This window comes from Pinirhizobacter soli (assembly GCF_015905305.1).
Lineage (GTDB): Bacteria > Pseudomonadota > Gammaproteobacteria > Xanthomonadales > Rhodanobacteraceae > Pinirhizobacter > Pinirhizobacter soli.
The window spans coordinates 707,604-728,304 of record NZ_JADZLQ010000002.1; the positions used below are offsets into that span (position 1 = coordinate 707,604).

A 20,701-nucleotide genomic window follows, 5' to 3' on the forward strand; every position below is an offset into this window, starting at 1 on the left:
CTAAGGACGGCGCCGGCGAAACACCATCGAACGCGCCACCATGGCCAGCGAGTAGATCCGCGCAACGTGCATCCAGGCGGTGGCCATCACGCCCACCTGCACCAGTACGAAGGCCAGGATGAAACTCCACGCGCCCAGCGCCGGCGTGCGGATGCGCACATAGGCAATGAGCGCGGCCAGGCCCAGGCCAATGGCGGTGATCACCAGGTACACCAGCAAGGTGGTCAACGGCCGGCGCACGATCTGGCGCAATGAACGCCCGAACGCACGCGTGGCCGAGCGCAGGCCCAGGTCCGCCACGTACTGCGCGCGCATCGATTCGACGATGGCCTGCATGATGGCGAAGACCACCAGCGATACGATCAGGGCCGTGCGGTCGGCACTGTCGGCCACGGATTGAAGCACGGCGTCATCACCGCGGTTCTCCGCGTAGTGGCTCATGGCCATGTGCACGGCAATGGCCACCGCATAGGGAACCAGGCTCCACAACGCCACGCGGAACATGCGGCCGTACTCGACGAAACCGCCCTGGATCAGGCCGCCGAACGACAGCGGACGCGCGGCGCGACCGCTGGCCACGGCCATGCCGGTAAGCCATGGCGCGATCAGCAAGGTCAGGCCCACCGCCACGATGCCCGACGATGCCAATGCGCCCTTTGCGCTGGCGAAGGTGTCCCACAGATCGTGCACCACCGGCATGCTGAACTGCTGGGCCAGGGCACTGTTGTACATCCAGTGGCCCAGTTGACCATGCAGCAGGCCGAACACCGGCAGCGCCACGATCGCGGTGGGGACCAGCAGCGCCAGTGCCCAGAGGATCAACAGCCGCCACTGCAGGGCGGATACCGCCGCCCCGGCGTAGGCCCCGAAACCGACCCTTCCTGTAAAGCCGTTCATAGCGTCACCAGCATGGCGTAGATTCCCTGCAACACGGCCCCGATGTCGGACGTCCAACGGCGCGCGGCCGCGCCACTGGTCTTGGTGGTGTAGCTGTCGTTGATCTTGTTGGTGTCCAGGTTGAACTTGTGATCCGGATCGAGCTCCGCCGATACCACCTTCACCGGCCGTTCGAACTCGAACCTCGCCCAGCGCCGCTCATCGTTCCAGGCCACGCGCTGCTTCACGCCATCGGCGAAGGTCACCTCCAGCACCTGCGGCGCCGGATTGCCATCGCGCGCCACGGTGACCGTGCTGTGCCATGGATAGGGGCCCTCATCATCCTTGGCATCGGCGTGTGAATCCTTCCACGCCTTGCGCGCATCGGCGATCCGCTTGGTGTTCTCTTCTTCGGTGACCTCCACGCGCTTGCCGTCCTTGAGCTCAAGGCCGACCAATGGAAGCACTTCCGACGAGCTGACGCGTACGACGCGGTCGTCGATGAAACCGGTCCCGTAGACGTACTGGTTGAAGATGGTGTTCACCGTGTCCGCATCGCCGGTGGACTCGATCAGGGACTGGCGCAGGTCCGCCGCCGATGGGTGGCGGAAGTGCCAGCGCGCGTAGTACGCCTTGAACGCCTTCTCCATGGCGTCGTGGCCCAGGCGTTCTTCCAGGTCGTGCATCGCGGTAGCCGTGCGCGAGTACACCGTGCCGTAACTACCGCTGGAAAAACGATCCCAGGCGTTCTGGCCCAGCGGATCGGGCGGAGAGGAAAGCCCCGCGGTGATGCGCTCGACATCAAAGCCGCTGACCTGGTTGGTGATGCCCCACCATTTCATCAGCGGATTACCGATGATGAACAGCTGCTTGCGCGCCCGCAGCATGCGCTGGTCCCAATACTCGTTCAGGCCTTCGTCCAGCATGGGTTCTTCGAACTCGTTCGTTGCCAGCAGTCCATAGAAATAACCGTGGCCGAACTCATGGATGGTGACGAAATCAAGCTCGAAGACGTTACCCGTGCCTGGCTCGACCTTGTCGTAGCCTTCGGCGGTAAAGAACGTGGGGTATTCCATGCCGCCGGCTTCATCCGCATTGAACGGCGGGATCACCGCGGTGACCGTACGATACGGGTACGCGCCGAGGGTGTCGGAAAAATACGTGAGTGAATCGACGGTGGCTTTCAGCGCCGGCTGCGCGGATGCTTCGAATTCCGGCGGGTACACCACCTTGACCTTCACGTGGGGGCTGCCCGGATGGTCCCATTCGCCGTCGATGGTCTTGAAGCCCGGCGCCGCCATGAAGGCGAAGTCGTGCACGTCATCCTGCTTGAAACGCCAGGTGAGGTCGTTGCCCTTGGCTACCGGCTCACCCTGCTGCTCGCCCACCGCCGCCACCACATAATCCTTCGGGGCAGTGACACTGACGTCGTAGCTGCCGAAGTCGGCATAGAACTCGCTGGAGAAATGGAACTCATGCACGTTCCAGCGCGGCGCCGTGGCCCCGCGCTCGCCGGCAAGTTCCATCACGCCGATCTTCGGGAACCACTGGCCGACCATGTTGAAGTCGCCCACATGGCCGGTGCGCTCGATCACCTTTGGCAGCTGGCTATGGAAATCGATGTCCAGATCCAGCGTACCGCCCGCCGGTACCGGCTGCGCCAGGTCGATGCGGGCCACCGTGTGGTCGGTGGCCGGCCCGTCGTCCGGATGCACGAACGACCACTTCAGCTCAGTGCCGCCCTGGGCAACGTTCTTCAGGTCGATGTAACCCCAGTCACCCTTCTCGATCGTGCCCACGCCGCGTGCGTGACCCTGCGCCGTCATCACCTTGCGCTCGGTCATGAACGTGCTGCCAGAGCTTTCGAAGGCGTTGAGGTACAGATGCACGTAGATCGCACTGACCGGCTGGTCGCTGCGGTTGCGCCAGGTGAGCTTCTCCTTGGCATCCACGGCGTGCTTGGGTGCATCGAGCGTGGCCTCGATGGTGTAACCCACCACGCGATCGGACAGCGTGGCCTCCTTGCCCGTGCGCGCGCCGCCCCAGGCTTCGGGACTGCTGGGCACCAGGGCGGCGGAGGCGTGCGGCGAGGTGAAGCCTATGCCTGCCGGCAGCGCGGTGGCCGCTGCGGTGGAGGTTGGTGGTGTGGAAGCAGGCGGCACCGATGGCGCGGATTGCGCGAACGAAGCGGTCGAAACCAGCAAACCTGAGGCAAGTAACCCGCCCCAACTCTTGGCCATGCACAGCATGCAGCCCCCTCCCCGTAGTTGATCAGGCAGAGTGCGCTGGGCGCCGGCTCCAGTGGTATAGGCCAGAGGTCACGGTTGGATCAATGCAATAAACTGCGGCGTAGCGTGTTCGACGAAACCATTGCCGCGGCGTTCGACGATCAGCATCGGCATGTGGCGGCGGCGTGCGAAGGCCAGCGAGCGCTCCACGCCCATGACGGAAAATGCCGTGCCCCAGGCATCGGCCTGCATGCAGTCGATGGCGATCATGCTGACCGAGGCCAGGTCGCCACGCACCGGCCGGCCGGTGGCCGGATCGATATGGTGCGACTGGCGTCCCTCGGGTCCGGCGCGGAAACGACGGTAATCGCCGGAGGTGGCGATGGACATGCCCTCGAGCAGCACGCTTGCGCCGATGTCGCCGGCGCTCGCGGCAGCCGTTGCAGCGTCCGGGCGTTCCACCCCCACGCGCCAGGGCGAACCATCCACCTTGCGTCCCCGGGCACGCAGTTCTCCACCCACTTCCACCAGATACGAAGCGATGCCCGCGCGTTCGAGCGCGCGTCCGGCTTCGTCCACGCCAAAGCCCTTGGCCACGGCCGAAAGATCGAGCGCCACGCCACCGGGTTGTAGCGCGCGGCGCGTGGCGGTATCCAGGCGCAGGCGCTGCCAACCCACTCGCGCCCGGGCGGCATTGATGGAAGAGGACGATGGAGGCATGGACGAAGGCGCCACCGGGCCGAACCCCCACAGGTCGACCAGCGGGCCCACCGTCGGGTCGTAAGCGCCTTCACTGTCGCGGGCCACAGACAGCGCATGGGCCAGCACGGTAAAGAACTCAGGCTCGAGCTGCTGCCAAGTACCCGCAGGTGCCCGGTTGAAGCGACTGAGCGACGAATCGGGTTTGTAGGTGCTCATTTGGGCATCCACGCGGTCCAGCGCTGCCTGCACCACTGCCTGCAGGGTTGGCAGATCCGATGATGACGGCACCACCACCGTCGCCGTCCAGCTGGTGCCCATGGTCAGGCCCTTGAGACTGCCCGTGCGTGTGGATGGCGCCGCCGACACCGTGGCTGACGCCAGCACCAGGTACGCGCACGACGCGTACGCCGCGAAGCGATGCACCCAGCTCGCCATTACTGCGGCAGCACTTCCAGCGTGGCGGTGTATGCCAGCCTGCGCTCCGTAGCCGGCTTCACCGAGACCTTGTTGTCTTCAGCCGAAGCACTCATCCAGTACATGCCGGCCGCGGGCCAGGTAAAACTGAAGCTGCCATCGGCTGCCGTTGTGGCGCTGAGCTCGCCGGCAGCGTCGCGATAGCGCGTGGCACCAGCGATCGCGGTCATCTTGATGCCCGATGCAGGCTTGCCATCGAGCAGCAGGCGGAAGGTGGCTTTCTCGCCGCTGGCAAGATCGTTCGGGTGTGTTACCGGCGCCAGTTCCAGGCCCCGGTTAGTGGGTTTGAACACGCCGTGGGTGGTTGCGCCGGCGGTGACGAAGCTCTCCACCCGCGATACCGACTCCGATACCTTGACCTCGGTCGCCGCGGCGGGAATCGCGGTGGCGAGTTCACCCGCCGTGCCCCGCCAGCGCTTCTTCTCGCCGGCCAGCGTGTAGGTGGCAAACACGCCATCGTTGCGCAAGGCAATGCGATACGTACCAGGCCGGGACAGGTGCACGTCGAACGTGCTGCGGAACTTGCCGGTGGCGGCGTTCTCCGGCGCAACGGCGGCGCCATCGGGCGCGGTGACCTCGATGCGGTCCATCGGTGCGGGGAAATGATCGGGATAGTAAAGATCGTTGGAGATGGCGGCATCGACCGTCACCCAGGCATCGTCGCCGCTAAGCACCGTGGCCGAAGGCACGATCCACATCTTGTGCGCATCTGCCGCCTGCGGCAGCGCGCAGGCAATGGCAAGAGCTAGGGCCGTAACGGCATGGATCATCTTCATGGCAATGCTTCCTTAAGGAATGATGTCGAGGGTGACCAGGCCAAGCTCATCCTTGCCGTGTACCGATAGTGGAGTACGCGGATCGACCGGCCAGGCGAAGGGCAAGCGCAGCACCTCGCGGCCACCCACTTCACGGGCAGCCTCGACGACCAGTTCGTAACGGCCCGGCGGCAGGTTGCCCAGCGGCGGCGATCCTGAGGCAAGATTCAACCGATGCTGGCCGGCGGGCCGCGTTGCACCACTGACGCCGTCGACGGGCATCGGTGTATCGCGGCCGGAACGTCGCCACCACTGGCGAAGATCCTTCAACCATTTGGTGCCTTCGTTGTCGGCCTTGCGCACGTCGTACCAGACCGCCAGGTTCGCAGCGACGGTGTGATCCTTATCCTCGATCCAGGCGGCGACATAGGGCCGGTGGTATTCGGCCACCTTCAGTGGCGGGATGGCCACCGAGATGGCCAGTTGCGTAGCCAGGGCAGGCCATGGCAACACGATGGCGATGAACACGACAAGCCACTTGTGCATCGGTTATTTCCCTTTGGTCAGTGGATCAGGAACAGCACGATCAGCAAGGGCAGCAGCAGGCCAAAACCCACCATCGGCCAGGTCGCGGCGCGGCGAGAGGCGTGCAGTTTCAAAAGGAGCAGGCCGCTGACGGCGAACACCAGGCATGCCACGGCGAACACGTCCAGGAATACCGACCAGGCCAGGCCTGCGTTGCGGCCCTTGTGCAGGTCGTTGGCCCAGGCCACCCAGCCGCGGTCGGTGGCTTCGTAGGTGATGGCGCCATCGGCGCGGTCGACGGTGAGCCAGGCGTCACCGCCGGGCCGAGGCAGGCCCAGGTAGGCCTCATCGTCGCTCCACTCAGGCACTGCCTGCCCCACCTTTATGCCGATCGCGCGGCGGATGTCCCACGCCACTGCTTCGGGAAGTGCACCGCGGCCGCCTGTGGCCTTAAGTGCTGCCAGGGCTTCAGCGCCAAGCGTTCCGGAACGATGTTCCGTCGACGCTGTCGATTCGATACTACGGGCGTGGTTGAGCGTGATGCCGGTGATGGCGAACAGCAGCAAGCCAGCCAGGCAAACCGCGGAACTGACCCAATGCCAGGTGTGCAGCTGCTTCAGCCACCAAGCGCGGCGCTTGCGGTCGGCGTGGGCGTCGGCCATGGGCGGGTCTACGTTCCTTCAGTCGGTTCGTGGTCGAATAGACGCGTCCGGCAGACCCGGGGCGGGTTACAGCCGCCATTCCTGGCTGCCGTCGCAAGAAATTACGATTTTGACACAAATGAGAATCACTAGCAAAGAGGTGGAACCACCATGCGCATTCTCGTAGCCGAAGACGACAGCTCAATCTCGGCAGGCATCTGCGCTTCGCTGCGCCAGGGCGGCCACGCCGTGGACCATGTCGCCGACGGACAACGCGCAGACCACGCGCTCCGCGACCACACATATGACCTGCTCGTGCTGGATCTCGGCCTGCCACTCCTGGACGGCAGCGATGTGCTCACGCGCCTGCGCCGCCGCGGCACGGAGTTGCCGGTGATCGTGGTGACGGCGCGCGAGGGCCTGCGCGAGCGCGTCCGCGTACTGGACCTCGGCGCCGACGACTATCTGGTCAAGCCCTTCGCCCTGGCCGAGCTTGATGCCCGCGTACGTGCGCAACTGCGCCGGCGGACCAGCAACGGCACACCCGAATGGACCATGGGCAAGCTCCGCCTGGATCTGCCGGGCCATCGGGCCTGGGTGGAGGAAAGCCCGCTGGAACTCACTGCACGCGAATTCGGCCTTCTCGAAGCCCTGGCCGCACGTCCCGATCGTGTCACCAGCCGCGCGCAGCTGATCGAGGCGCTTTGCAACTGGGACCAGGATCTCACCGACAACGGGCTGGACATCGCCCTGCACCGGCTGCGGCGCAAGCTCAAGGGTTCGGGTACCAGCGTGCGTACGGTACGCGGCCTGGGCTACCTGCTCGAGGAAGCCGAAGCTACCGCCGCCGAGCATTAAGGGCGTGTCCAGCCGATCCCGCGCCCCTGGCGCCACGCCGAGCCTGCGCGGGCGGCTGCTGACCTTCCTGCTGGTACCGGTGTTGCTGGTGCTGGTGGGAGATGCCTTGCTCACCTATGCCGGCGCGCTGGCCTATTCGAACTCGATCCACGACAAGGATCTGTCCGATTCGGCGGTGACGCTCGCCACCATGGAAAGCAGCCATGGACTGGCCGGCGACATCGCGCCGCAGGCGCGCTTCCTCCTGGAATTCGATCCGGACGGACGCACTTTCTTCACCATCGACAGCAGCAAGCGCGGGCGCCTGGACCAGAACGAGGACATTCCGCCCAATGCCACCGTGCCCGCGGTAGGCGCGGCGCCACGGCTCTACGACACCATGCACCGGCGCCGTCCCTTGCGCGCGGCGGTGATGCGCGTACCAAGCGCGGACGATCCTTCGGACATCCTGACCATCCAGGTCGCCGAGACGCTCAAGGGCCGGCGCCAGCGTGCGGGGGAAATCCTGCTGCTTACCGTGCCGCTGCAATCGCTGCTGATCCTGGCCATCCTGTGCCTGGTGTGGTTCGGCGTGACCCACGGGCTGCGCGTACTGGACCCCCTGACCGCACGCCTGGCGCGGCGCGAACACGACCTGGGACCGATTGGCGAGACCGACGTGCCGGTGGAGATCCTGCCGCTGACGCGCACCATCGACGGCTTGTTCGCCCGCCTGCGCGGCGTGTTCGTGCTGCAGGAGCGTTTCATTGCCGACGCCGCGCACCAGCTTCGCACGCCGCTGGCGGGACTTCGCATGCACGTGGAACGGGCGCTGGCCAACCGCAGCCCGGAGGCGATGGCCGATGCCTTCGAACACATCGAACGACTCACCGCGCGCGCCTCGCGCGCCTCCACCCAGCTGCTGTCACTCACCCGCGCCCAATCGCCCAACAGCGACCACACGCCGCTGGTGGACATCGATCTGCAGAAGGCCGTGCCCGGCATGGTCGGCCAGCGTATCCACGATGCGATCGCCGCGGGCGTGGACCTCGGCTTCGAAGGCGGCGACCAACCACGCGTGGTGCGCGGCGACGCATTGATGCTCCAGGAAATGCTCGACAACCTGATCGACAACGCCATCGCCCATGCCGGACGCGGAAGCTCGGTGACCGTGGGCGTGGCCGCGGACCCGGCGGGCGGCTCGCAGCTGATCGTGGAAGACAACGGCCCGGGCGTGCCCGACGAATGGCTCTCCCGGCTGGGCGAGCGGTTTTTCCGTGCGCCCTCCGCGCGCGAAGGCGGCACTGGCCTTGGCCTTGCCATCGTCGAGCGGATCGCCGACGTGCATGCGGCAAACGTGCGTTTTTCCCACGCCCGCGGCGGCGGCCTGCGGGTGGAAATCGTCTTTCCCGTGGCCATCGAAAGGTGACTGAAACCACCAGGCCGCAACCTTTTGCCATGGCTGGACTACCCATGCCACGGACTGACATTGATGATCGCGCCAGCTGAATTCACCTTCCCCGGCGACCGCACGGGTGTGTTGCTTGTCCACGGATTGACCGGCACTCCCACCGAGATGCGCCTGGTCGGCAAGGGCCTGAGCCGTGCCGGCTTCACCGTGCATGGCGTGCAACTGGCCGGCCACTGCGGAAGCGAGGACGACCTCCTGGCCACCACCTGGCAGGATTGGTACGCAAGCGTCGAGGCCGCCGCGACGCGGATGCGCCAGACATGCGACCACGTATTCGTCGCCGGCCTTTCGATGGGCGCGCTGCTGGCGCTGAAGCTTGCCGCCGAGCGGCCGGACCTGGTGAGCGGCGTAGGCGTGTTCGGCGCCACGTTCCGCTACGACGGCTGGAGCATCCCCTGGAAGGCGAAGCTTTCCTTCCTGCTGCCGATGTTCAAGAAGCTCGGCATTGGCCGCAACCGCAGTTTCATGGAAGAGCCTCCCTATGGCATCCGCGATGAGCGCCTGCGTGCGCAGGTCAGCAAGCAGATGTTGCAGGGCGACAGCGCCGCCGCCGGCTTGCCGGGCAACCCATGGCACGCTCTGGCCGAAATGTTCGTGCTCTCAAAGCAGGTCGAGCGCGACCTGCCGCGGGTGACAGCGCCCTGCCTGATAGCCCATGCCGTCGAGGACGACATAGCGAGCCTTGGTAACGCCTACCTGGTGCGCGACCGTGTCGCCGGGCGCGTGAAGATGCTTCTGCTGCGCGATAGCTACCACATGATCACCATTGACCGCGAACGCAACGTGCTGGTGGAAGCGGCAGCGGCATTCTTCCGTGATGTCGCCGGCACCATGCGCGCGGCGGCTTAAAGTTCGCTGATGAACACGCTGGCGCTGGGCCTGTGGCTGGCCAACATCACGCTGGACACGGTAGGCCAGCTTTCATTCAAGGCCGCGGCAGGTGATCCGGATGCCGGTGAGGGCCTGGCGCGATGGAAGTACATGCTGGCCCGTCCCTGGTTGTGGCTCGGTGGCGCCTGTTATGTGGTGGAGTTCCTGGTGTGGATCGCCTTCCTTTCACTGGTACCGCTGTCCGATGGCGTCTTGCTGGGTTCCATCAACATCGTGGTGGTGATGCTGGCCGGCCGCTGGCTGTTCGGCGAACGGCTCACGCCCCTGCGCGTGACCGGCATGGCCTTGGTGAGCCTGGGCGTGGCCATCGTGGGAGCCACCTGATGCGCCGCTTCTACGTGGTTGGCTTCCTGTGCCTCATGGCTTTCGACACGCTGGCGCAGCTTTCCTTCAAGATGGCCGGGAGCCATGCGCTGCCGGTGGAAGCGAATATCGCCTGGCTATGGCGCGTGTTCTCCCATCCGTGGATCTATGGCGCCATCATCGGTTACCTCGGTGCGTTCTTCAGCTGGATGACCTTGCTGCAGCGTGCACCGATCGGCCCGGCGTTCGCCGCCTCGCATCTTGAAGTGGTGAGCGTATTGCTGCTTTCGGCATGGTTGTTCAACGAGGCACTGACACCGGGGCGCGTCACCGGCGCCCTGGCCATCATCGCCGGCATCGTTTGCCTGGCGCTGGCCGAACGCGATGCAGCGCCGGACTGAAATCCCGCCGACAGCGGGCCTGCCACTGCGCTGGCGCGATCTTTTGCCACGCCCGCCCCGCCTGGCCAAGCGCGCGGCGAGCTTCCTCGGTAGTGACGATGCCCTCCTTACCTGCTCAGGCTCAGCTGCGCTGGTGATCGCGCTTCGCGCCTTGCACGCCATGGCGCCATCGCGCCGCGAAGTGGTGATGCCTGGCTACACCTGTCCGCTGGTGGGCCTGGCGGTGCGCCGCGCCGGCCTTGAACCGAAGCTTTGCGACACCGAGCACGGCGGCTTCGGCTTCGATCCGCGGCAGCTGGAAGCCACGTGCAACGAACGCACGCTGGCGGTGTTGCCCACCCACCTGGCCGGACGCGTCGTGGACGTGGCCACCATCTCGCACATCGCCGGCAACGCCGGAGCCTTCGTCGTCGAGGACGCAGCGCAGGCCCTGGGTGCACGCGTGGGCGATGACAGCGTGGGCATGCAGGGGGACGTGGGATTCTTCAGCCTTGCCGCCGGCAAAGGCCTTTCGATTTTCGAAGGCGGCCTGCTGGTAAGCCGCCGTCCGGACGTCCGCCGGGCAATGGGCGATGTACAGCAGCCATGGCGCCTGGACTGGGAGCTGCGGCGCAGCGCCGAACTGCTCGGCTATGCCGCGCTGTACCATCCGCACGGGTTGCGCCGCGCCTATGGCGATCCCTTACGTCGCGCCCTGGCCCGTGGCGAACTGGTGCAGGCGGTGGGCGACGACATGCCCGATGGCCTGCCCTTCCATCGCGTGGGTCGTTGGCGCAATGGCGTGGGCAGTGCCGCGATCGGCCGCCTGCCCGCCTTCCTTGCCGCCGGCAACCACCGCGCTGCGCGCCGCCTGCCGCGGCTACGCGCGATCCACGGCGTGCACGTGTTCGGCGATGGCCCGGGCCAGCACGGCACCTGGCCGTATTTCCTGCTGCGCCTGTGTGACCGTGCCACCCGCGACCTGGCGATGGATGCCCTGTGGACAGGGGGCCAAGGCGTCAGCCGCCTGTTCATCCACGCCATGGCCGACTACCCGGCGCTGGGACCGATTCCCGGCGACGTGCCCAACGCGCGCGATTTCGCCGCGCGCAGCATGACCATCAGCAACAGCCCGTGGCTGGATGATGTGACGTTCGAATCGATCTGCCGCGTGCTCGAGCGCGTGGCGCGGGCACGGCCCTAGGCGCGCAGGGCTTCGAGCAGCCGAAGGTTCAATGCGTGCTGCCCGGACTGCCAGCCAGCCAGTTCCGCCCCGCCGACGAGCGGCTGGTCGTCCAGTGCACTCAGCCAGCGTTTGACCGGGTTGCGGTAACGATAGGCGGAAATCTCACCGGTAACATCGCTTCCCACCAGATTCCCTTGCAAGGCCTTGATCACCGCCAGCGCGTGGTCTTCGCAAAACACGCCCTGGTCCCAGTTGGTCCGGGCGACGCCGGGGGCGAACACGTCCTTGTCGATCGACAGGTACGTCGGTTCCTGCGCGTACTCGCGGCCGAAGGCATCGACCAGTTCATCGGGCGTGGCGAACGGCCGGAAGCGCGCGGCCAGCCCCAGGCGCCTGGCCCAGGAAACATCAACCCCGAGGCTCCAGTAAGTGAGCTTGCCGCGGCGCAACGGCGCCAGGTAGTTCTCCCAGGCATGCCGCGCTCCTATGTCGCTGGAGGTGATGCCCAGCACATGCACGTGGCTTACTTGTTCCAGCGCCGCCACGCGCCGCACCCACGAGCCGCAATGCACGCCCCAGGCAAAACGCATGTTGTCCGGATGATTGTCCAGCACCACCACCTGGAAACGCCCTTCCCGGCCGCGACGTTCGATCAGGGGCAGCGACAAGTGATGGAAGTCGCCGCTACCCATGAACACCGTGCCGTGCCGCTCGGGAAGCATGGCGTCGAGCGCGGCGCCGAAACGCCGCATGGCGCGCCAAGTAGCGGCAAAGCGCAGGGATTCCTCCCATTCGCGCAGGGGCAACACCAATCGCGCCGGTAAGCTGCCGAGCGAGCCGTCCAGGTCCAGCACCACCGGTGCGCTGGCGATCACGAGGCGGCCTCGGCTTCGAAACGGCCGGCCATGCGGCGCAGTACGGCACGCAGCAGGCGGTTGCGCGCGAACACCGCGTGTCGCGTCGGGGTAAACCGTGCGCCCAGCGATGCCTTCACCTCGGCGTCCGTCCAGCCGGCAACGTACGCCGACAATCCGCGCTCGCGCGCATGGGCAAGATTGTGCATCCAGCTCACCGCATAAAGGTTATGCGTGCGTGCTTCCGGGTAAGCCAGGCCAATGTATTTGTCGACCAGGCGGCCGCGATACTCGTAACAGAGGTTCCAGCCGATCAGGCGTCCGGCATGGCGGTAGAGGAACACCGTGCCGCCGCTGTCGGCATCGGTGAAGAGTCCCCGCAGGTAGGCCGGTTGCAGGCGGTCGAAGTGGATCTCGCTCTGCGCATAGACGTTTTCGTACAGCGCGATCATCTCATCCAGTTGCGCGGGCACCGCCAGCGCCGGCCCGGTCGCCACGGCCTGGATGTCCAGGTCCGCGCGGCTGCGCAGCTTGCGGCGGATGTTTTTTCGCCGCGACGCCGACAACCGCGCCAGGTAAGCGTCTTCGTCGGCGAAGTCGATCGGTACCCACGCCAGCGCCTGGCCGTCGAGCAGGACGAATCCTTCAGCCATGCAAGCCTGGGCGAAGGCCGCGGTCCAGGCGTTCTCCTCCGCCGATAACAACGGCGACTGGGCGGGAAGGTCCTTGACGATCAACAACGCACGGGCGCCGCCTTGCTCAACGCGCAGCTGGCGGGCCATCGCCAGCGGATCCGCGCCCGGCGGAAACAGCGCGTATTCACTCACCGTGGAACCCACGAAACGCGTGCGCCAGCGCAACAGGCGCGACAAGCCCGGCACGCGGCGCAACGATGCACGCATGGAGTCATCGGCGGTGGTCAGGAGGTCGAACGGCGTGTCGAACATCGGCACGCCATCGACGGAGGTTAGGCTGCGGAAGCCCGCCGGTGGCGCCAGGCTGAACTCGCGCAACAGGCCCCAGGGCTCGAGCTGGTTGATGAACGCCATGCCCGGCCCCGGCTGCCTTGGCTTCAGGCTTTCTTCGCGCGCGTCAGCAGCTGGTCGAGCAGCGAGATCGCAAGGTCGATCTCCTCAAAGCTGATATCCAGCGACGGGGCGAAGGTGATCACGTTCTTGTACCAGCCACCCACATCCAGCACCAGGCCGATCTTCCGGCCCTGGTGATCCAGGTCGCCGGCAAGCCCGATGTCGACCATGCGGTCGAGCAGCGCCTTGTTGGGCGTGAAGCCGTCCTCGGTGCAGATCTCCGCGCGCAAGGCCAGGCCCAGGCCGTCGACGTCGCCGATTTCCTTGTGCCTCTTCTGCAGGTCACGCAGGCCGGCGAGGAAATGCGCGCCCTTGGCAGGCACCGTGGTTTCGTAATCGAGTTCATAACCCATCTTGATCACTTCCAGTCCCAGCGAGGTGCCCAGCGGGTTGGAATTGAAGGTCGAATGGGTGGACCCCGGCGGGAAGATCTCTGGATTGATCAGCTCCTCGCGGGCCCACAGGCCCGAGAGGGGGTTCAGGCCGTTGGTGAGCGCCTTGCCGAAGACGATCACGTCGGGCGTTACGCCGAAATGCTCGATCGACCACAGCTTGCCGGTGCGCCAGAAACCCATCTGGATCTCATCGACCACCATCAGGATGCCGTGCTTGTCCAGCACCTTCTTCATGCCCTGGAAGAAGCCCATCGGCGGCACCACATAGCCGCCGGTGCCCTGGATCGGCTCGACATAAAACGCAGCGTATTCGCTCTGGCCGGTCTTGGTGTCAAGCACACCGTTGTATTCGGATTCGAACAGGCGCGCGAACTGGTGCACGCAATGGTCGGAGTACTCTTCCGGCGTCATGCCCTTGGGACGGCGGAACGGATACGGGAACGGCAGGAACATCGCCCGATCACCGAAATGGCCGAAACGTCGGCGATAACGATAACTGGATGTGATGGCCGAGGCAGCGAGCGTGCGCCCGTGGTAACCGCCTTCGAAGGCGAACATCAGCTGCTTGCCGTTGCAGGCATTGCGCACGATTTTCAGGGAGTCTTCCACCGCCTGCGCGCCGCCCACATTGAAATGGCAGCGCCCCTTCAGGCCGAACTTCTTCTCCGCATCCTGCGCGATGGTCCTGGCGAGTTCGATCTTGGTCGGATGCAGGTACTGGCTTGCCACTTGCGGAAGCAGATCGATCTGCTCCTTCAGCTTGTCGTTCAGCCGCTTGTTGCCGTAACCGAAGTTGACCGCCGAGTACCACATCTGCAGGTCGAGGAAGGGTACGTTGGCGCTGTCGTAGATGAAACTTCCCTCGGCATGGCGGAAGATCTTCGGCGGATCGACATAGTGCACGGTGTCGCCGAACGAGCAGTACTTCGCTTCGTCGGCAAGCAGCTGCGCGTCGTCGTTGGCAATGATGGTGTCTTTGGGGAAGAGGGTCATGCGGGTAATTTCTCGGTGTGCAGCGGACGCGCGGTATGGGTGTCGGTAAGGCTGCCGTCCAGCAGCGAGGGCAACAGCGCGATGGCCTCCTCGAAGCTGGCGATCGGCGCATAGGGAATGCCCGCCGAACGGCAGTGTTCGATCAGGCGATGCTTGGCGAAGACGAAGTCCACGCGGTCGGCGGCGCAGAAGTCGGACGCGCCATCGCCGATCAGCAGGGTGCGCGCCGGAGCCAGGGCCGCGCGCGATGCCACCGCGCATTTACAGGTGCCCGCGCCGCAGTCTGCGCTGCTGGAGGGGGATTGCAGCGTCCATTGCCTGGCACCTGCAGGCTGCAGGCGGTTGGCGGACACGGGCAGGTGGCCCAGGCCGTACCGGCCCAGGATGCGTGCGATGGCGTAGTCCAGGCCGTCGCTGACAATGCGCAGGCCCACGCGGCAATCGTGGGCTAGCTCGACAAAAGCCGCGAAGCCGTGGTCGATGCCCAGGGAGTCCAGGTGCGCGTCCAATTCGTCGCGCGAGACATCGAGCAAGCCCACCTGGCCTTGCATGCATTCGCGCGAACCGATGCGACCGGCGCGCCAGTCGTCTTCGAGTGCTTCCCAGCCGGGACGGCCGAAGCGCACCAACATCGAATCGATGACATCTTCCACCGCGACGGTGCCATCGAAGTCGCAGAGGATGGTCCACGGCGTGGACGGGGTGATCAGCACGCTGCGCTCCTGCGCACTAGGTTGACGCAAGGCTAGGTACGCAAGCTTTCGAGCCCCTTTCCATGTTCCTGCGATTTATAAACTATGATCGCCGCACCGCTGAGGGGCGGCTGTTTTCTTATGGAATGCTTATGAAATGCAGTGTGGCCGGCCTGCTTGGAGCCGGCATGGCGTTGGCCATTTTTGCCACGGAAAGCCTGGCGCAGGAAACGTCCACCTATGCCCTTGGCGTGGGTGTCGAGCGCATGCCTGGATGGGTGGGATCAAGCGACCATCGCAGCCAGGTGGTGCCCTACATCGACATCGACGTGCCACACCTGGGTTCCATTTCCACCACCGACGGCCTGGAGCTCGACCTGATCGACGGCGAGGCCTGGCATGGCGGCATCTATGGCAACTACCTGTGGGGACGCACGCGCGATTCGCTGGGCCAGCTTGGTGGGAAGATTCCCCCGTTGTCGCCGCGCATCCACGGCGGCGGTTACCTGGAATACCGTTTCGACAAGACCTTCAGCATGGGCGCGCAGCTGTCGCACGATACGCAGGGAGCGGGCGTTTATACGGCCATTTACGGCGACGTCACCCTGCCCGGCTTCTGGTATGTCGAGCATTCGGTCGAAGTGCAGTGGAACGGCATGAACGGCGCGGCCATGCGCCGCTTCTTCGGCGTCACGCCGGACCAGGCGCGGGCCATCGGCACATCGCCCTGGCAACCGGGTGCCGGCGCGGAAAGCGCCACGATCGAATACGACGCCTTCATTCCCACCAGCCAGAAGACCGGCTTTGCGCTGGCCATCAACGTGGGCCGTTTGCAGGGTGACGCCGCGCGCAGCCCGCTGGTGCGCAGCTACGGTTCGGCCACGCAGGTCACCACGTCACTGGCGTGGCTGGTGCATTTCTGACGGCAACTTCGGCACGGCCAGCAGCATCGCCGCCAGCGCCAGGTGCACGGCGGCGGAAAGGTAGGGCGCGGCAGCCTCGTTCACCACTTCCACCGGCAACACGCGGTCGAGCAAGGCATTGGCAAGGTTCCATCCCCAGTGCAACCCCACCGCCAGCCATAGCGAACCGCTGCGCCACAGCGCCATGGCATAGGCCAGGCCGAAGCTTGCGAGCATCAGGCAATGGGACAACCCATCGCCAAGGCGATAAATGTGGTTGAGCATGAACATCAAGGCCGAGAACGGCACGAACCACGCACCGCGCCAGCCAATGCGCGCAGCCCGGTACCAGAAGCCACGGGTAAGGATGTCCTCGGCGAACGATGGAATGAACGTGAACACCACCGCCGTGCCCAGGGCCATGGCCAGTTCCATGGACGTTGTTTCCTCAAACGCGATTCGTGCCGGGCGATACACGCCCAGGGCAAGCCCCAGGCACGCCGCCACGTATTTGGCCAGGAGCGCCATCACCAGGCCGCCACCGAGCCAGGCCAGGTTGAACGGCCGCCATTCCAGCGCATAGGCCTGCCAGCCGCGAAAGCCCATCCAGTGGCCAAGCGGCCACGCCAGCGCCACGGCGATCATCATCAGGCTGCCTTGCATGGCAAAGCTGCCGAACAGGCGCGCGCCCACGCCTTCGGCGGCCTGGTAGCAGGCGAACAGCAGGGCAAAGGCCAGCAATGTGCGCCGGCGCTCGCGGGAGAGCATGGATGACCCCTGTAACGGTGTGGTTCGGCGTTTCAAAGCCGCTAGCGTAATTTCAGCGATCGTCGCGCGTCCAGATGGCGCCGTCTTCTTCGCGGACGGGGAACACCGCGACCGGCTCCCAGGCCGGCGGACAGGTCACTTCGCCGGTGCGCAGGTCAAAGCGCGCGCCATGGCGAATGCACTCCACCTCGTATCCGATCACCGGCCCCCCGGCCAGCTCCCCGCCGTCATGGGTACAGGTGTCCTCGATGGCATGCAGGTCGCCGTCGACGTTGTAGACGGCGATCGGGGTGTCCCCGTCGAAGACCACGCGGAACTCACCCGGCAGCAATTCGCTGCGCGTCCCCACTCGGATCCAGCCGTTCACGGGGCCACCAGCAGCCTGGATACCTTGCGCAGCGCGGCGACGAAGGCGTCGATTTCCTCGTGGGTGTTGTAGAACGCCAGCGAAGCCCGCAGGGTGGCCGGCACGCCGAAGAACTGCATCAACGGATGGGCGCAATGGTGCCCCGAGCGCACCGCCACCCCTTCCAGGTCGAGCAAGGTAGCCAGGTCGTTGGCATGCGCGCCGTCCAGCAGGAAGGAGATCACCGGCTCCTTGCCGGCCGCCGTACCGAACAGGCGGATGCCCGGCAATTCGCTTAAGGCACTGGTGGCGTGGTCAAGGAGCGATTGCTCATGCGTCCCGATGGCGTCGAAGCCGACGCCTTCGAGGTAGTCGATAGCAGCGGCCACGCCGGCAAAACCGGCGATATTGGGCGTGCCGGCCTCGAAACGGTGTGGCGGCTCGGCGAACGTGGTGCCGTCGAAGCGGACCTCGCGGATCATCTCGCCACCACCAAAGAACGGCGGCATGGCCTCGAGGAGTTCACGCCGGGCCCAGAGGGCGCCCGTTCCCGTGGGCGCCAGCATCTTGTGGCCGGTGATGGCATAGAAATCACATCCCAGCCCTTGCACGTCGATGCGCCGGTGCGGCGCCGCCTGGGAGCCATCCACCAGCAGGGGAATGCCACGGCGACGGCACTCGCGTGCGATCTCGCGCACCGGGTTCACCGTGCCAAGCACGTTCGAGACATGCGCGACGCAGGCAAGCTTCACCTCCGGGGTGAGCAGCTCGAAGAATTTCTCCACGATGAGCTCGCCATTGGCATCGATCGGCGCTGCTTTTACCGTGGCGCCCGCACGGGCGGCCACCAGCTGCCAGGGCACGATGTTGGCGTGGTGTTCCATCACCGTGGTGAGGATCGCATCGCCGGCCTTTAGCCGCGGCAAGGCATAGCTGTAGGCCACCAGGTTGATCGACTGCGTGGTGCCTGAGGTAAGGATCACCTCATCGCGCGAGGGGGCATTGATGAAGCGGGCAAGGCGGTCGCGCGCGCCTTCGTAGGCGGATGTGGCTTCCTCGCCCAGTTGGTGCACGGCGCGGGCGACATTGGCGTTGTGTTCGCGGTAATGGCGATCCACCGCTTCGATCACGCTGCGCGGCTTCTGCGAGGTATTGGCGTTGTCGAAGTACACCAGCGGCTTGCCGTGCACCGTGCGCGAGAGCAACGGGAAGTCCGCACGGATGCGCACGATGTCGAAGGGTGGAGCCGGATCGTGTAGCTTGGCGTTCATACGGAATCCTTAAGCGTCAGCCATGCGCGGCAGGCGCTTGTCCAGCAGCTCGCCCAGGTGCTCACGCAGGCGCTCATCGCTGATGTCGGCCAGGGCCACACGGCAGAAGGCCAGGGTAAGCAGGCTGCGCGCCTGCGCAAGGCCGATGCCGCGCGACCGCAGATAGAACAGCGCGCGCTCGTCGAGCTGGCCGATGGTGGCGCCATGGGCAGCCTTCACTTCGTCGGCGTAGATCTCAAGCTCCGGCTTGGTGTCGATCTCGGCGTCGGCGGAGAGCAGGAGATTCTTGTTGCTGAGCGCGGCGTCGCTACCGTCAGCGCCCTCGGCCACCACGATGGCACCGCGGAACACGCCGCGCGCACGGCCGTCGGCCACGCCGCGCCACAGGGCGTCGGAGGTGGTGTCGCGGCCGCCGTGGCGGATGCTGAGTTGTGTATCGACGTGCTGCCGCCGGCCGATCACGAACACACCGCGGGTCTCCAGGTGCGCGCCTTGGCCTGCCAGGTCGCAGGCCAGGTCGTGGCGCACCAGGGCGCCGCCCAGTTCCAGCGCATGTACCGTGGCCGATGCCCGCGCGCCGAGCTGGGCGCGGGTCCTGCGCACCAGGGTGGCAGCGACGCCAGCGTCCTGCACGATCAGCCAGCCCAGGCGGGCATCGTCGTGCACGGCAATATCGGTGACCAGCGTTGCCAGGTGGCTGGCCTCGCCCACGGCCACGTGGTGCTCGACCACGTCGACTGCAGCTTCGGCGCCGACATCGACGACGACGCGCAGGTGGCTACCGGCCTCGGCCTGGGTGCCGCCGGCGAACACCATGTGCAGCGGGGACGAAAGCTTGGCACCGGGTGCCACACGCACCACCACGCCATCGAAACCCAGCGCCGCATTGAGCTGGGCGAAAGCATCCGCCCGTTCGCGGTAATGCCGCGACAGCGCGAAACGCAAGGATTCAGGTTGCTCGCGCAGGGCGCGGGAAAGCGGCATCACCTGGAGTCCGGCGACATCCTGCGCAGTGGAGAGATCGGCGCGGAAGACGCCATCGACGAATACCAGCCGCGGCCCGTCGACACCCGGTAGCACGAAGCCCGTGCTATCAACGGTGGCGCGGAGGGCCGCGTCCACGTCGACCGGGCCGATGCGGCGCTGGCCGAGCGCACGCAGCGCCGTGTACTTCCAGGCTTCGATGCGTGTGTCCGGAAGCCCCCCGGCAGTGAATGCCGCCAGGTTTTCCGAGCGCGCCTGGGCGAGCCACGCGGGCTCGTCGCCCGGCGGGCGTGCCGCCGCGGCCTGGATCTGCGACTCGACCAGCGGCGTGCGCAGGGCAGTCGCCTCGCTCATGCCTTGGCTCCGGCAAGCTCGGCGCGCGCGATATCAGGATGGATATCGGCAAGCCAGGCGTAGCCTTGTTCCTCGAGCTTCACCGCCAGCGACTTGTCGCCGCTTTCCACGATGCGGCCACCGGCCAGCACATGGACGAAGTCAGGCTCGATGTAATCGAGCAGGCGCTGGTAATGCGTGACCACGATGAAGGAGCGATCGGGCGAGCGCAGCGCGTTGACGCCGCCGGCCACCTGCTTCAACGCATCGATGTCCAGACCCGAATCGGTTTCGTCAAGGATGGCGAGCTTCGGCTCGAGCACGGCCATCTGGAAGATCTCGTTGCGCTTTTTCTCGCCACCGGAGAACCCTTCGTTCACCGCACGGTGCAGCAGTTCATCGGAGATCTGCATGACCTTGAGCTTTTCGCGCACCAGCTTCAGGAAGCGCATGGAGTCGAGCTCTTCCTCGCCGCGGCGCTTGCGCTGGGCGTTCAATGCGGCACGCAGGAAATACGTGTTGTTCACCCCGGGAATTTCCACCGGGTACTGGAAGGCCAGGAACACGCCGGCGGCGGCACGCTCTTCAGGCTCCAGGTCCAGCAGGTTGGTGCCGTTGTAGATGACGCTGCCGGCTGTCACCTCATAGCCTTCGCGCCCGCTCAGCACATTGCCCAGGGTGGACTTGCCCGCCCCGTTCGGCCCCATGATGGCGTGCACCTCACCGGCGTTGACGGTGAGCGAGAGGCCCTTGAGGATTTCCCTGCCCTCGACGCGGGCATGGAGGTTGTCGATCTTCAGCATGTT

General features: G+C 65.8%; 22 protein-coding genes. 7 read left to right on the plus strand and 15 right to left on the minus strand.

Features of this window, described 5'->3' with window-relative positions; genetic code table 11:
• From NDK18_RS13025 to NDK18_RS13050, 6 genes are all read right to left on the minus strand, one after another.
• Positions 1-897 (minus strand): hypothetical protein, encoded by an 897-nt coding sequence (locus NDK18_RS13025; RefSeq protein WP_250627995.1) that lies wholly within the window; start codon positions 895-897, stop codon positions 1-3.
• Positions 894-3,116, minus strand: coding sequence for a M1 family metallopeptidase (locus tag NDK18_RS13030; protein ID WP_250627996.1), 2,223 nt, complete (start codon positions 3,114-3,116; stop codon positions 894-896). The genes NDK18_RS13025 and NDK18_RS13030 overlap by 4 nt, the downstream gene beginning before the upstream one ends.
• Before the next feature lie 78 nt (positions 3,117-3,194).
• Positions 3,195-4,172 (minus strand): FAD:protein FMN transferase, encoded by a 978-nt coding sequence (locus NDK18_RS13035; protein WP_425600644.1) that lies wholly within the window; start codon positions 4,170-4,172, stop codon positions 3,195-3,197.
• A 68-nt stretch (positions 4,173-4,240) separates the two neighbouring features.
• On the minus strand, positions 4,241-5,050 hold the full coding sequence (locus tag NDK18_RS13040; protein WP_250628043.1) for a DUF4198 domain-containing protein: 810 nt from the start codon (positions 5,048-5,050) through the stop codon (positions 4,241-4,243).
• 18 nt (positions 5,051-5,068) lie between these two features.
• Positions 5,069-5,581: a DUF2271 domain-containing protein gene (locus NDK18_RS13045; protein ID WP_250627998.1), complete on the minus strand. Its 513-nt coding sequence runs from the start codon at positions 5,579-5,581 to the stop codon at positions 5,069-5,071.
• A 17-nt stretch (positions 5,582-5,598) separates the two neighbouring features.
• Positions 5,599-6,222 carry a PepSY-associated TM helix domain-containing protein gene (locus NDK18_RS13050; RefSeq protein ID WP_250623954.1) on the minus strand — a complete coding sequence of 208 codons (624 nt, stop codon included), beginning with the start codon at positions 6,220-6,222 and terminating at the stop codon, positions 5,599-5,601.
• Positions 6,223-6,372: 150 nt separating this feature from the next.
• On the opposite strand from NDK18_RS13050, the gene NDK18_RS13055 reads away from it, so the two are divergent.
• From NDK18_RS13055 to NDK18_RS13080, 6 genes are all read left to right on the plus strand, one after another.
• Complete coding sequence (locus NDK18_RS13055; RefSeq protein ID WP_250623956.1) at positions 6,373-7,059, plus strand: response regulator; 687 nt, start codon at positions 6,373-6,375, stop codon at positions 7,057-7,059.
• A 4-nt stretch (positions 7,060-7,063) separates the two neighbouring features.
• A complete protein-coding gene (locus tag NDK18_RS13060) occupies positions 7,064-8,467 on the plus strand; it encodes a sensor histidine kinase (RefSeq protein ID WP_250623958.1) in 1,404 nt (467 codons plus the stop codon).
• Between the two features lie 63 nt (positions 8,468-8,530).
• Positions 8,531-9,358, plus strand: a complete 828-nt coding sequence (locus NDK18_RS13065; RefSeq protein ID WP_250623959.1) for an alpha/beta hydrolase — start codon at positions 8,531-8,533, stop codon at positions 9,356-9,358.
• A gap of 9 nt (positions 9,359-9,367) precedes the next feature.
• Positions 9,368-9,724, plus strand: coding sequence for an EamA family transporter (locus NDK18_RS13070; protein WP_250623961.1), 357 nt, complete (start codon positions 9,368-9,370; stop codon positions 9,722-9,724).
• Positions 9,724-10,104, plus strand: a complete 381-nt coding sequence (locus NDK18_RS13075) for a DMT family transporter (RefSeq protein WP_250623962.1) — start codon at positions 9,724-9,726, stop codon at positions 10,102-10,104. The genes NDK18_RS13070 and NDK18_RS13075 overlap by 1 nt, the downstream gene beginning before the upstream one ends.
• Positions 10,088-11,287, plus strand: coding sequence for a DegT/DnrJ/EryC1/StrS family aminotransferase (locus NDK18_RS13080; RefSeq protein WP_250627999.1), 1,200 nt, complete (start codon positions 10,088-10,090; stop codon positions 11,285-11,287). Before NDK18_RS13075 ends, NDK18_RS13080 begins: the two co-directional genes overlap by 17 nt.
• Here NDK18_RS13080 and NDK18_RS13085 read toward each other — a convergent pair.
• The 4 genes from NDK18_RS13085 to NDK18_RS13100 are packed head-to-tail and all read right to left on the minus strand — an operon-like array spanning position 11,284 to position 15,312.
• The gene (locus tag NDK18_RS13085; RefSeq protein ID WP_250624440.1) at positions 11,284-12,141 is read right to left on the minus strand and encodes an arginase family protein; all 858 of its coding nucleotides are present in this window, start codon (positions 12,139-12,141) and stop codon (positions 11,284-11,286) included. The two genes, NDK18_RS13080 and NDK18_RS13085, sit on opposite strands and share 4 nt — an antisense overlap.
• The gene (locus tag NDK18_RS13090) at positions 12,141-13,172 is read right to left on the minus strand and encodes a GNAT family N-acetyltransferase (protein WP_250628000.1); all 1,032 of its coding nucleotides are present in this window, start codon (positions 13,170-13,172) and stop codon (positions 12,141-12,143) included. The genes NDK18_RS13085 and NDK18_RS13090 overlap by 1 nt, the downstream gene beginning before the upstream one ends.
• A gap of 23 nt (positions 13,173-13,195) precedes the next feature.
• Positions 13,196-14,599, minus strand: a complete 1,404-nt coding sequence (locus tag NDK18_RS13095) for an aspartate aminotransferase family protein (protein WP_250623965.1) — start codon at positions 14,597-14,599, stop codon at positions 13,196-13,198.
• Positions 14,596-15,312 carry an HAD-IB family phosphatase gene (locus tag NDK18_RS13100; protein ID WP_250623966.1) on the minus strand — a complete coding sequence of 239 codons (717 nt, stop codon included), beginning with the start codon at positions 15,310-15,312 and terminating at the stop codon, positions 14,596-14,598. The genes NDK18_RS13095 and NDK18_RS13100 overlap by 4 nt, the downstream gene beginning before the upstream one ends.
• A 131-nt stretch (positions 15,313-15,443) precedes the next feature.
• On the opposite strand from NDK18_RS13100, the gene NDK18_RS13105 reads away from it, so the two are divergent.
• Complete coding sequence (locus NDK18_RS13105; protein ID WP_250628001.1) at positions 15,444-16,214, plus strand: MipA/OmpV family protein; 771 nt, start codon at positions 15,444-15,446, stop codon at positions 16,212-16,214.
• Here NDK18_RS13105 and NDK18_RS13110 read toward each other — a convergent pair.
• Genes NDK18_RS13110 through sufC form a run of 5 tightly spaced genes read right to left on the minus strand, consistent with a single transcriptional unit; the run spans position 16,188 to position 20,698 of the window.
• The gene (locus tag NDK18_RS13110; RefSeq protein ID WP_250628002.1) at positions 16,188-16,961 is read right to left on the minus strand and encodes a CPBP family intramembrane glutamic endopeptidase; all 774 of its coding nucleotides are present in this window, start codon (positions 16,959-16,961) and stop codon (positions 16,188-16,190) included. The genes NDK18_RS13105 and NDK18_RS13110 overlap by 27 nt on opposite strands.
• A 52-nt stretch (positions 16,962-17,013) precedes the next feature.
• Positions 17,014-17,328, minus strand: a complete 315-nt coding sequence (locus NDK18_RS13115) for a non-heme iron oxygenase ferredoxin subunit (protein ID WP_250623969.1) — start codon at positions 17,326-17,328, stop codon at positions 17,014-17,016.
• Positions 17,325-18,578: an aminotransferase class V-fold PLP-dependent enzyme gene (locus NDK18_RS13120; protein ID WP_250628003.1), complete on the minus strand. Its 1,254-nt coding sequence runs from the start codon at positions 18,576-18,578 to the stop codon at positions 17,325-17,327. Before NDK18_RS13120 ends, NDK18_RS13115 begins: the two co-directional genes overlap by 4 nt.
• 9 nt (positions 18,579-18,587) lie before the next feature.
• Positions 18,588-19,916: a Fe-S cluster assembly protein SufD gene (sufD, locus tag NDK18_RS13125; protein WP_250628004.1), complete on the minus strand. Its 1,329-nt coding sequence runs from the start codon at positions 19,914-19,916 to the stop codon at positions 18,588-18,590.
• Entirely contained in the window at positions 19,913-20,698 is a 786-nt protein-coding gene (gene sufC, locus NDK18_RS13130) for a Fe-S cluster assembly ATPase SufC (RefSeq protein ID WP_250623972.1), read from the minus strand. The genes sufD and sufC overlap by 4 nt, the downstream gene beginning before the upstream one ends.
• Positions 20,699-20,701: the final 3 nt, after the last annotated feature.

Excerpts from the sequence above, each read along its gene's own strand:
- NDK18_RS13080 (WP_250627999.1), top strand. The coding sequence starts at position 10,088 with ATGCAGCGCCGGACTGAAATCCCGCCGACAGCGGGCCTGCCACTGCGC.
- sufD (WP_250628004.1), bottom strand. The coding sequence starts at position 19,916 with ATGAGCGAGGCGACTGCCCTGCGCACGCCGCTGGTCGAGTCGCAGATC.
- NDK18_RS13075 (WP_250623962.1), top strand. The coding sequence starts at position 9,724 with ATGCGCCGCTTCTACGTGGTTGGCTTCCTGTGCCTCATGGCTTTCGAC.
- NDK18_RS13030 (WP_250627996.1), bottom strand. The coding sequence starts at position 3,116 with ATGGCCAAGAGTTGGGGCGGGTTACTTGCCTCAGGTTTGCTGGTTTCG.
- sufC (WP_250623972.1), bottom strand. The coding sequence starts at position 20,698 with ATGCTGAAGATCGACAACCTCCATGCCCGCGTCGAGGGCAGGGAAATC.
- NDK18_RS13095 (WP_250623965.1), bottom strand. The coding sequence starts at position 14,599 with ATGACCCTCTTCCCCAAAGACACCATCATTGCCAACGACGACGCGCAG.
- NDK18_RS13120 (WP_250628003.1), bottom strand. The coding sequence starts at position 18,578 with ATGAACGCCAAGCTACACGATCCGGCTCCACCCTTCGACATCGTGCGC.
- NDK18_RS13070 (WP_250623961.1), top strand. The coding sequence starts at position 9,368 with ATGAACACGCTGGCGCTGGGCCTGTGGCTGGCCAACATCACGCTGGAC.
- NDK18_RS13050 (WP_250623954.1), bottom strand. The coding sequence starts at position 6,222 with ATGGCCGACGCCCACGCCGACCGCAAGCGCCGCGCTTGGTGGCTGAAG.
- NDK18_RS13105 (WP_250628001.1), top strand. The coding sequence starts at position 15,444 with ATGAAATGCAGTGTGGCCGGCCTGCTTGGAGCCGGCATGGCGTTGGCC.
- NDK18_RS13065 (WP_250623959.1), top strand. The coding sequence starts at position 8,531 with ATGATCGCGCCAGCTGAATTCACCTTCCCCGGCGACCGCACGGGTGTG.
- NDK18_RS13025 (WP_250627995.1), bottom strand. The coding sequence starts at position 897 with ATGAACGGCTTTACAGGAAGGGTCGGTTTCGGGGCCTACGCCGGGGCG.
- NDK18_RS13055 (WP_250623956.1), top strand. The coding sequence starts at position 6,373 with ATGCGCATTCTCGTAGCCGAAGACGACAGCTCAATCTCGGCAGGCATC.
- NDK18_RS13090 (WP_250628000.1), bottom strand. The coding sequence starts at position 13,172 with ATGGCGTTCATCAACCAGCTCGAGCCCTGGGGCCTGTTGCGCGAGTTC.
- NDK18_RS13045 (WP_250627998.1), bottom strand. The coding sequence starts at position 5,581 with ATGCACAAGTGGCTTGTCGTGTTCATCGCCATCGTGTTGCCATGGCCT.
- NDK18_RS13110 (WP_250628002.1), bottom strand. The coding sequence starts at position 16,961 with ATGCTCTCCCGCGAGCGCCGGCGCACATTGCTGGCCTTTGCCCTGCTG.
- NDK18_RS13040 (WP_250628043.1), bottom strand. The coding sequence starts at position 5,050 with ATGATCCATGCCGTTACGGCCCTAGCTCTTGCCATTGCCTGCGCGCTG.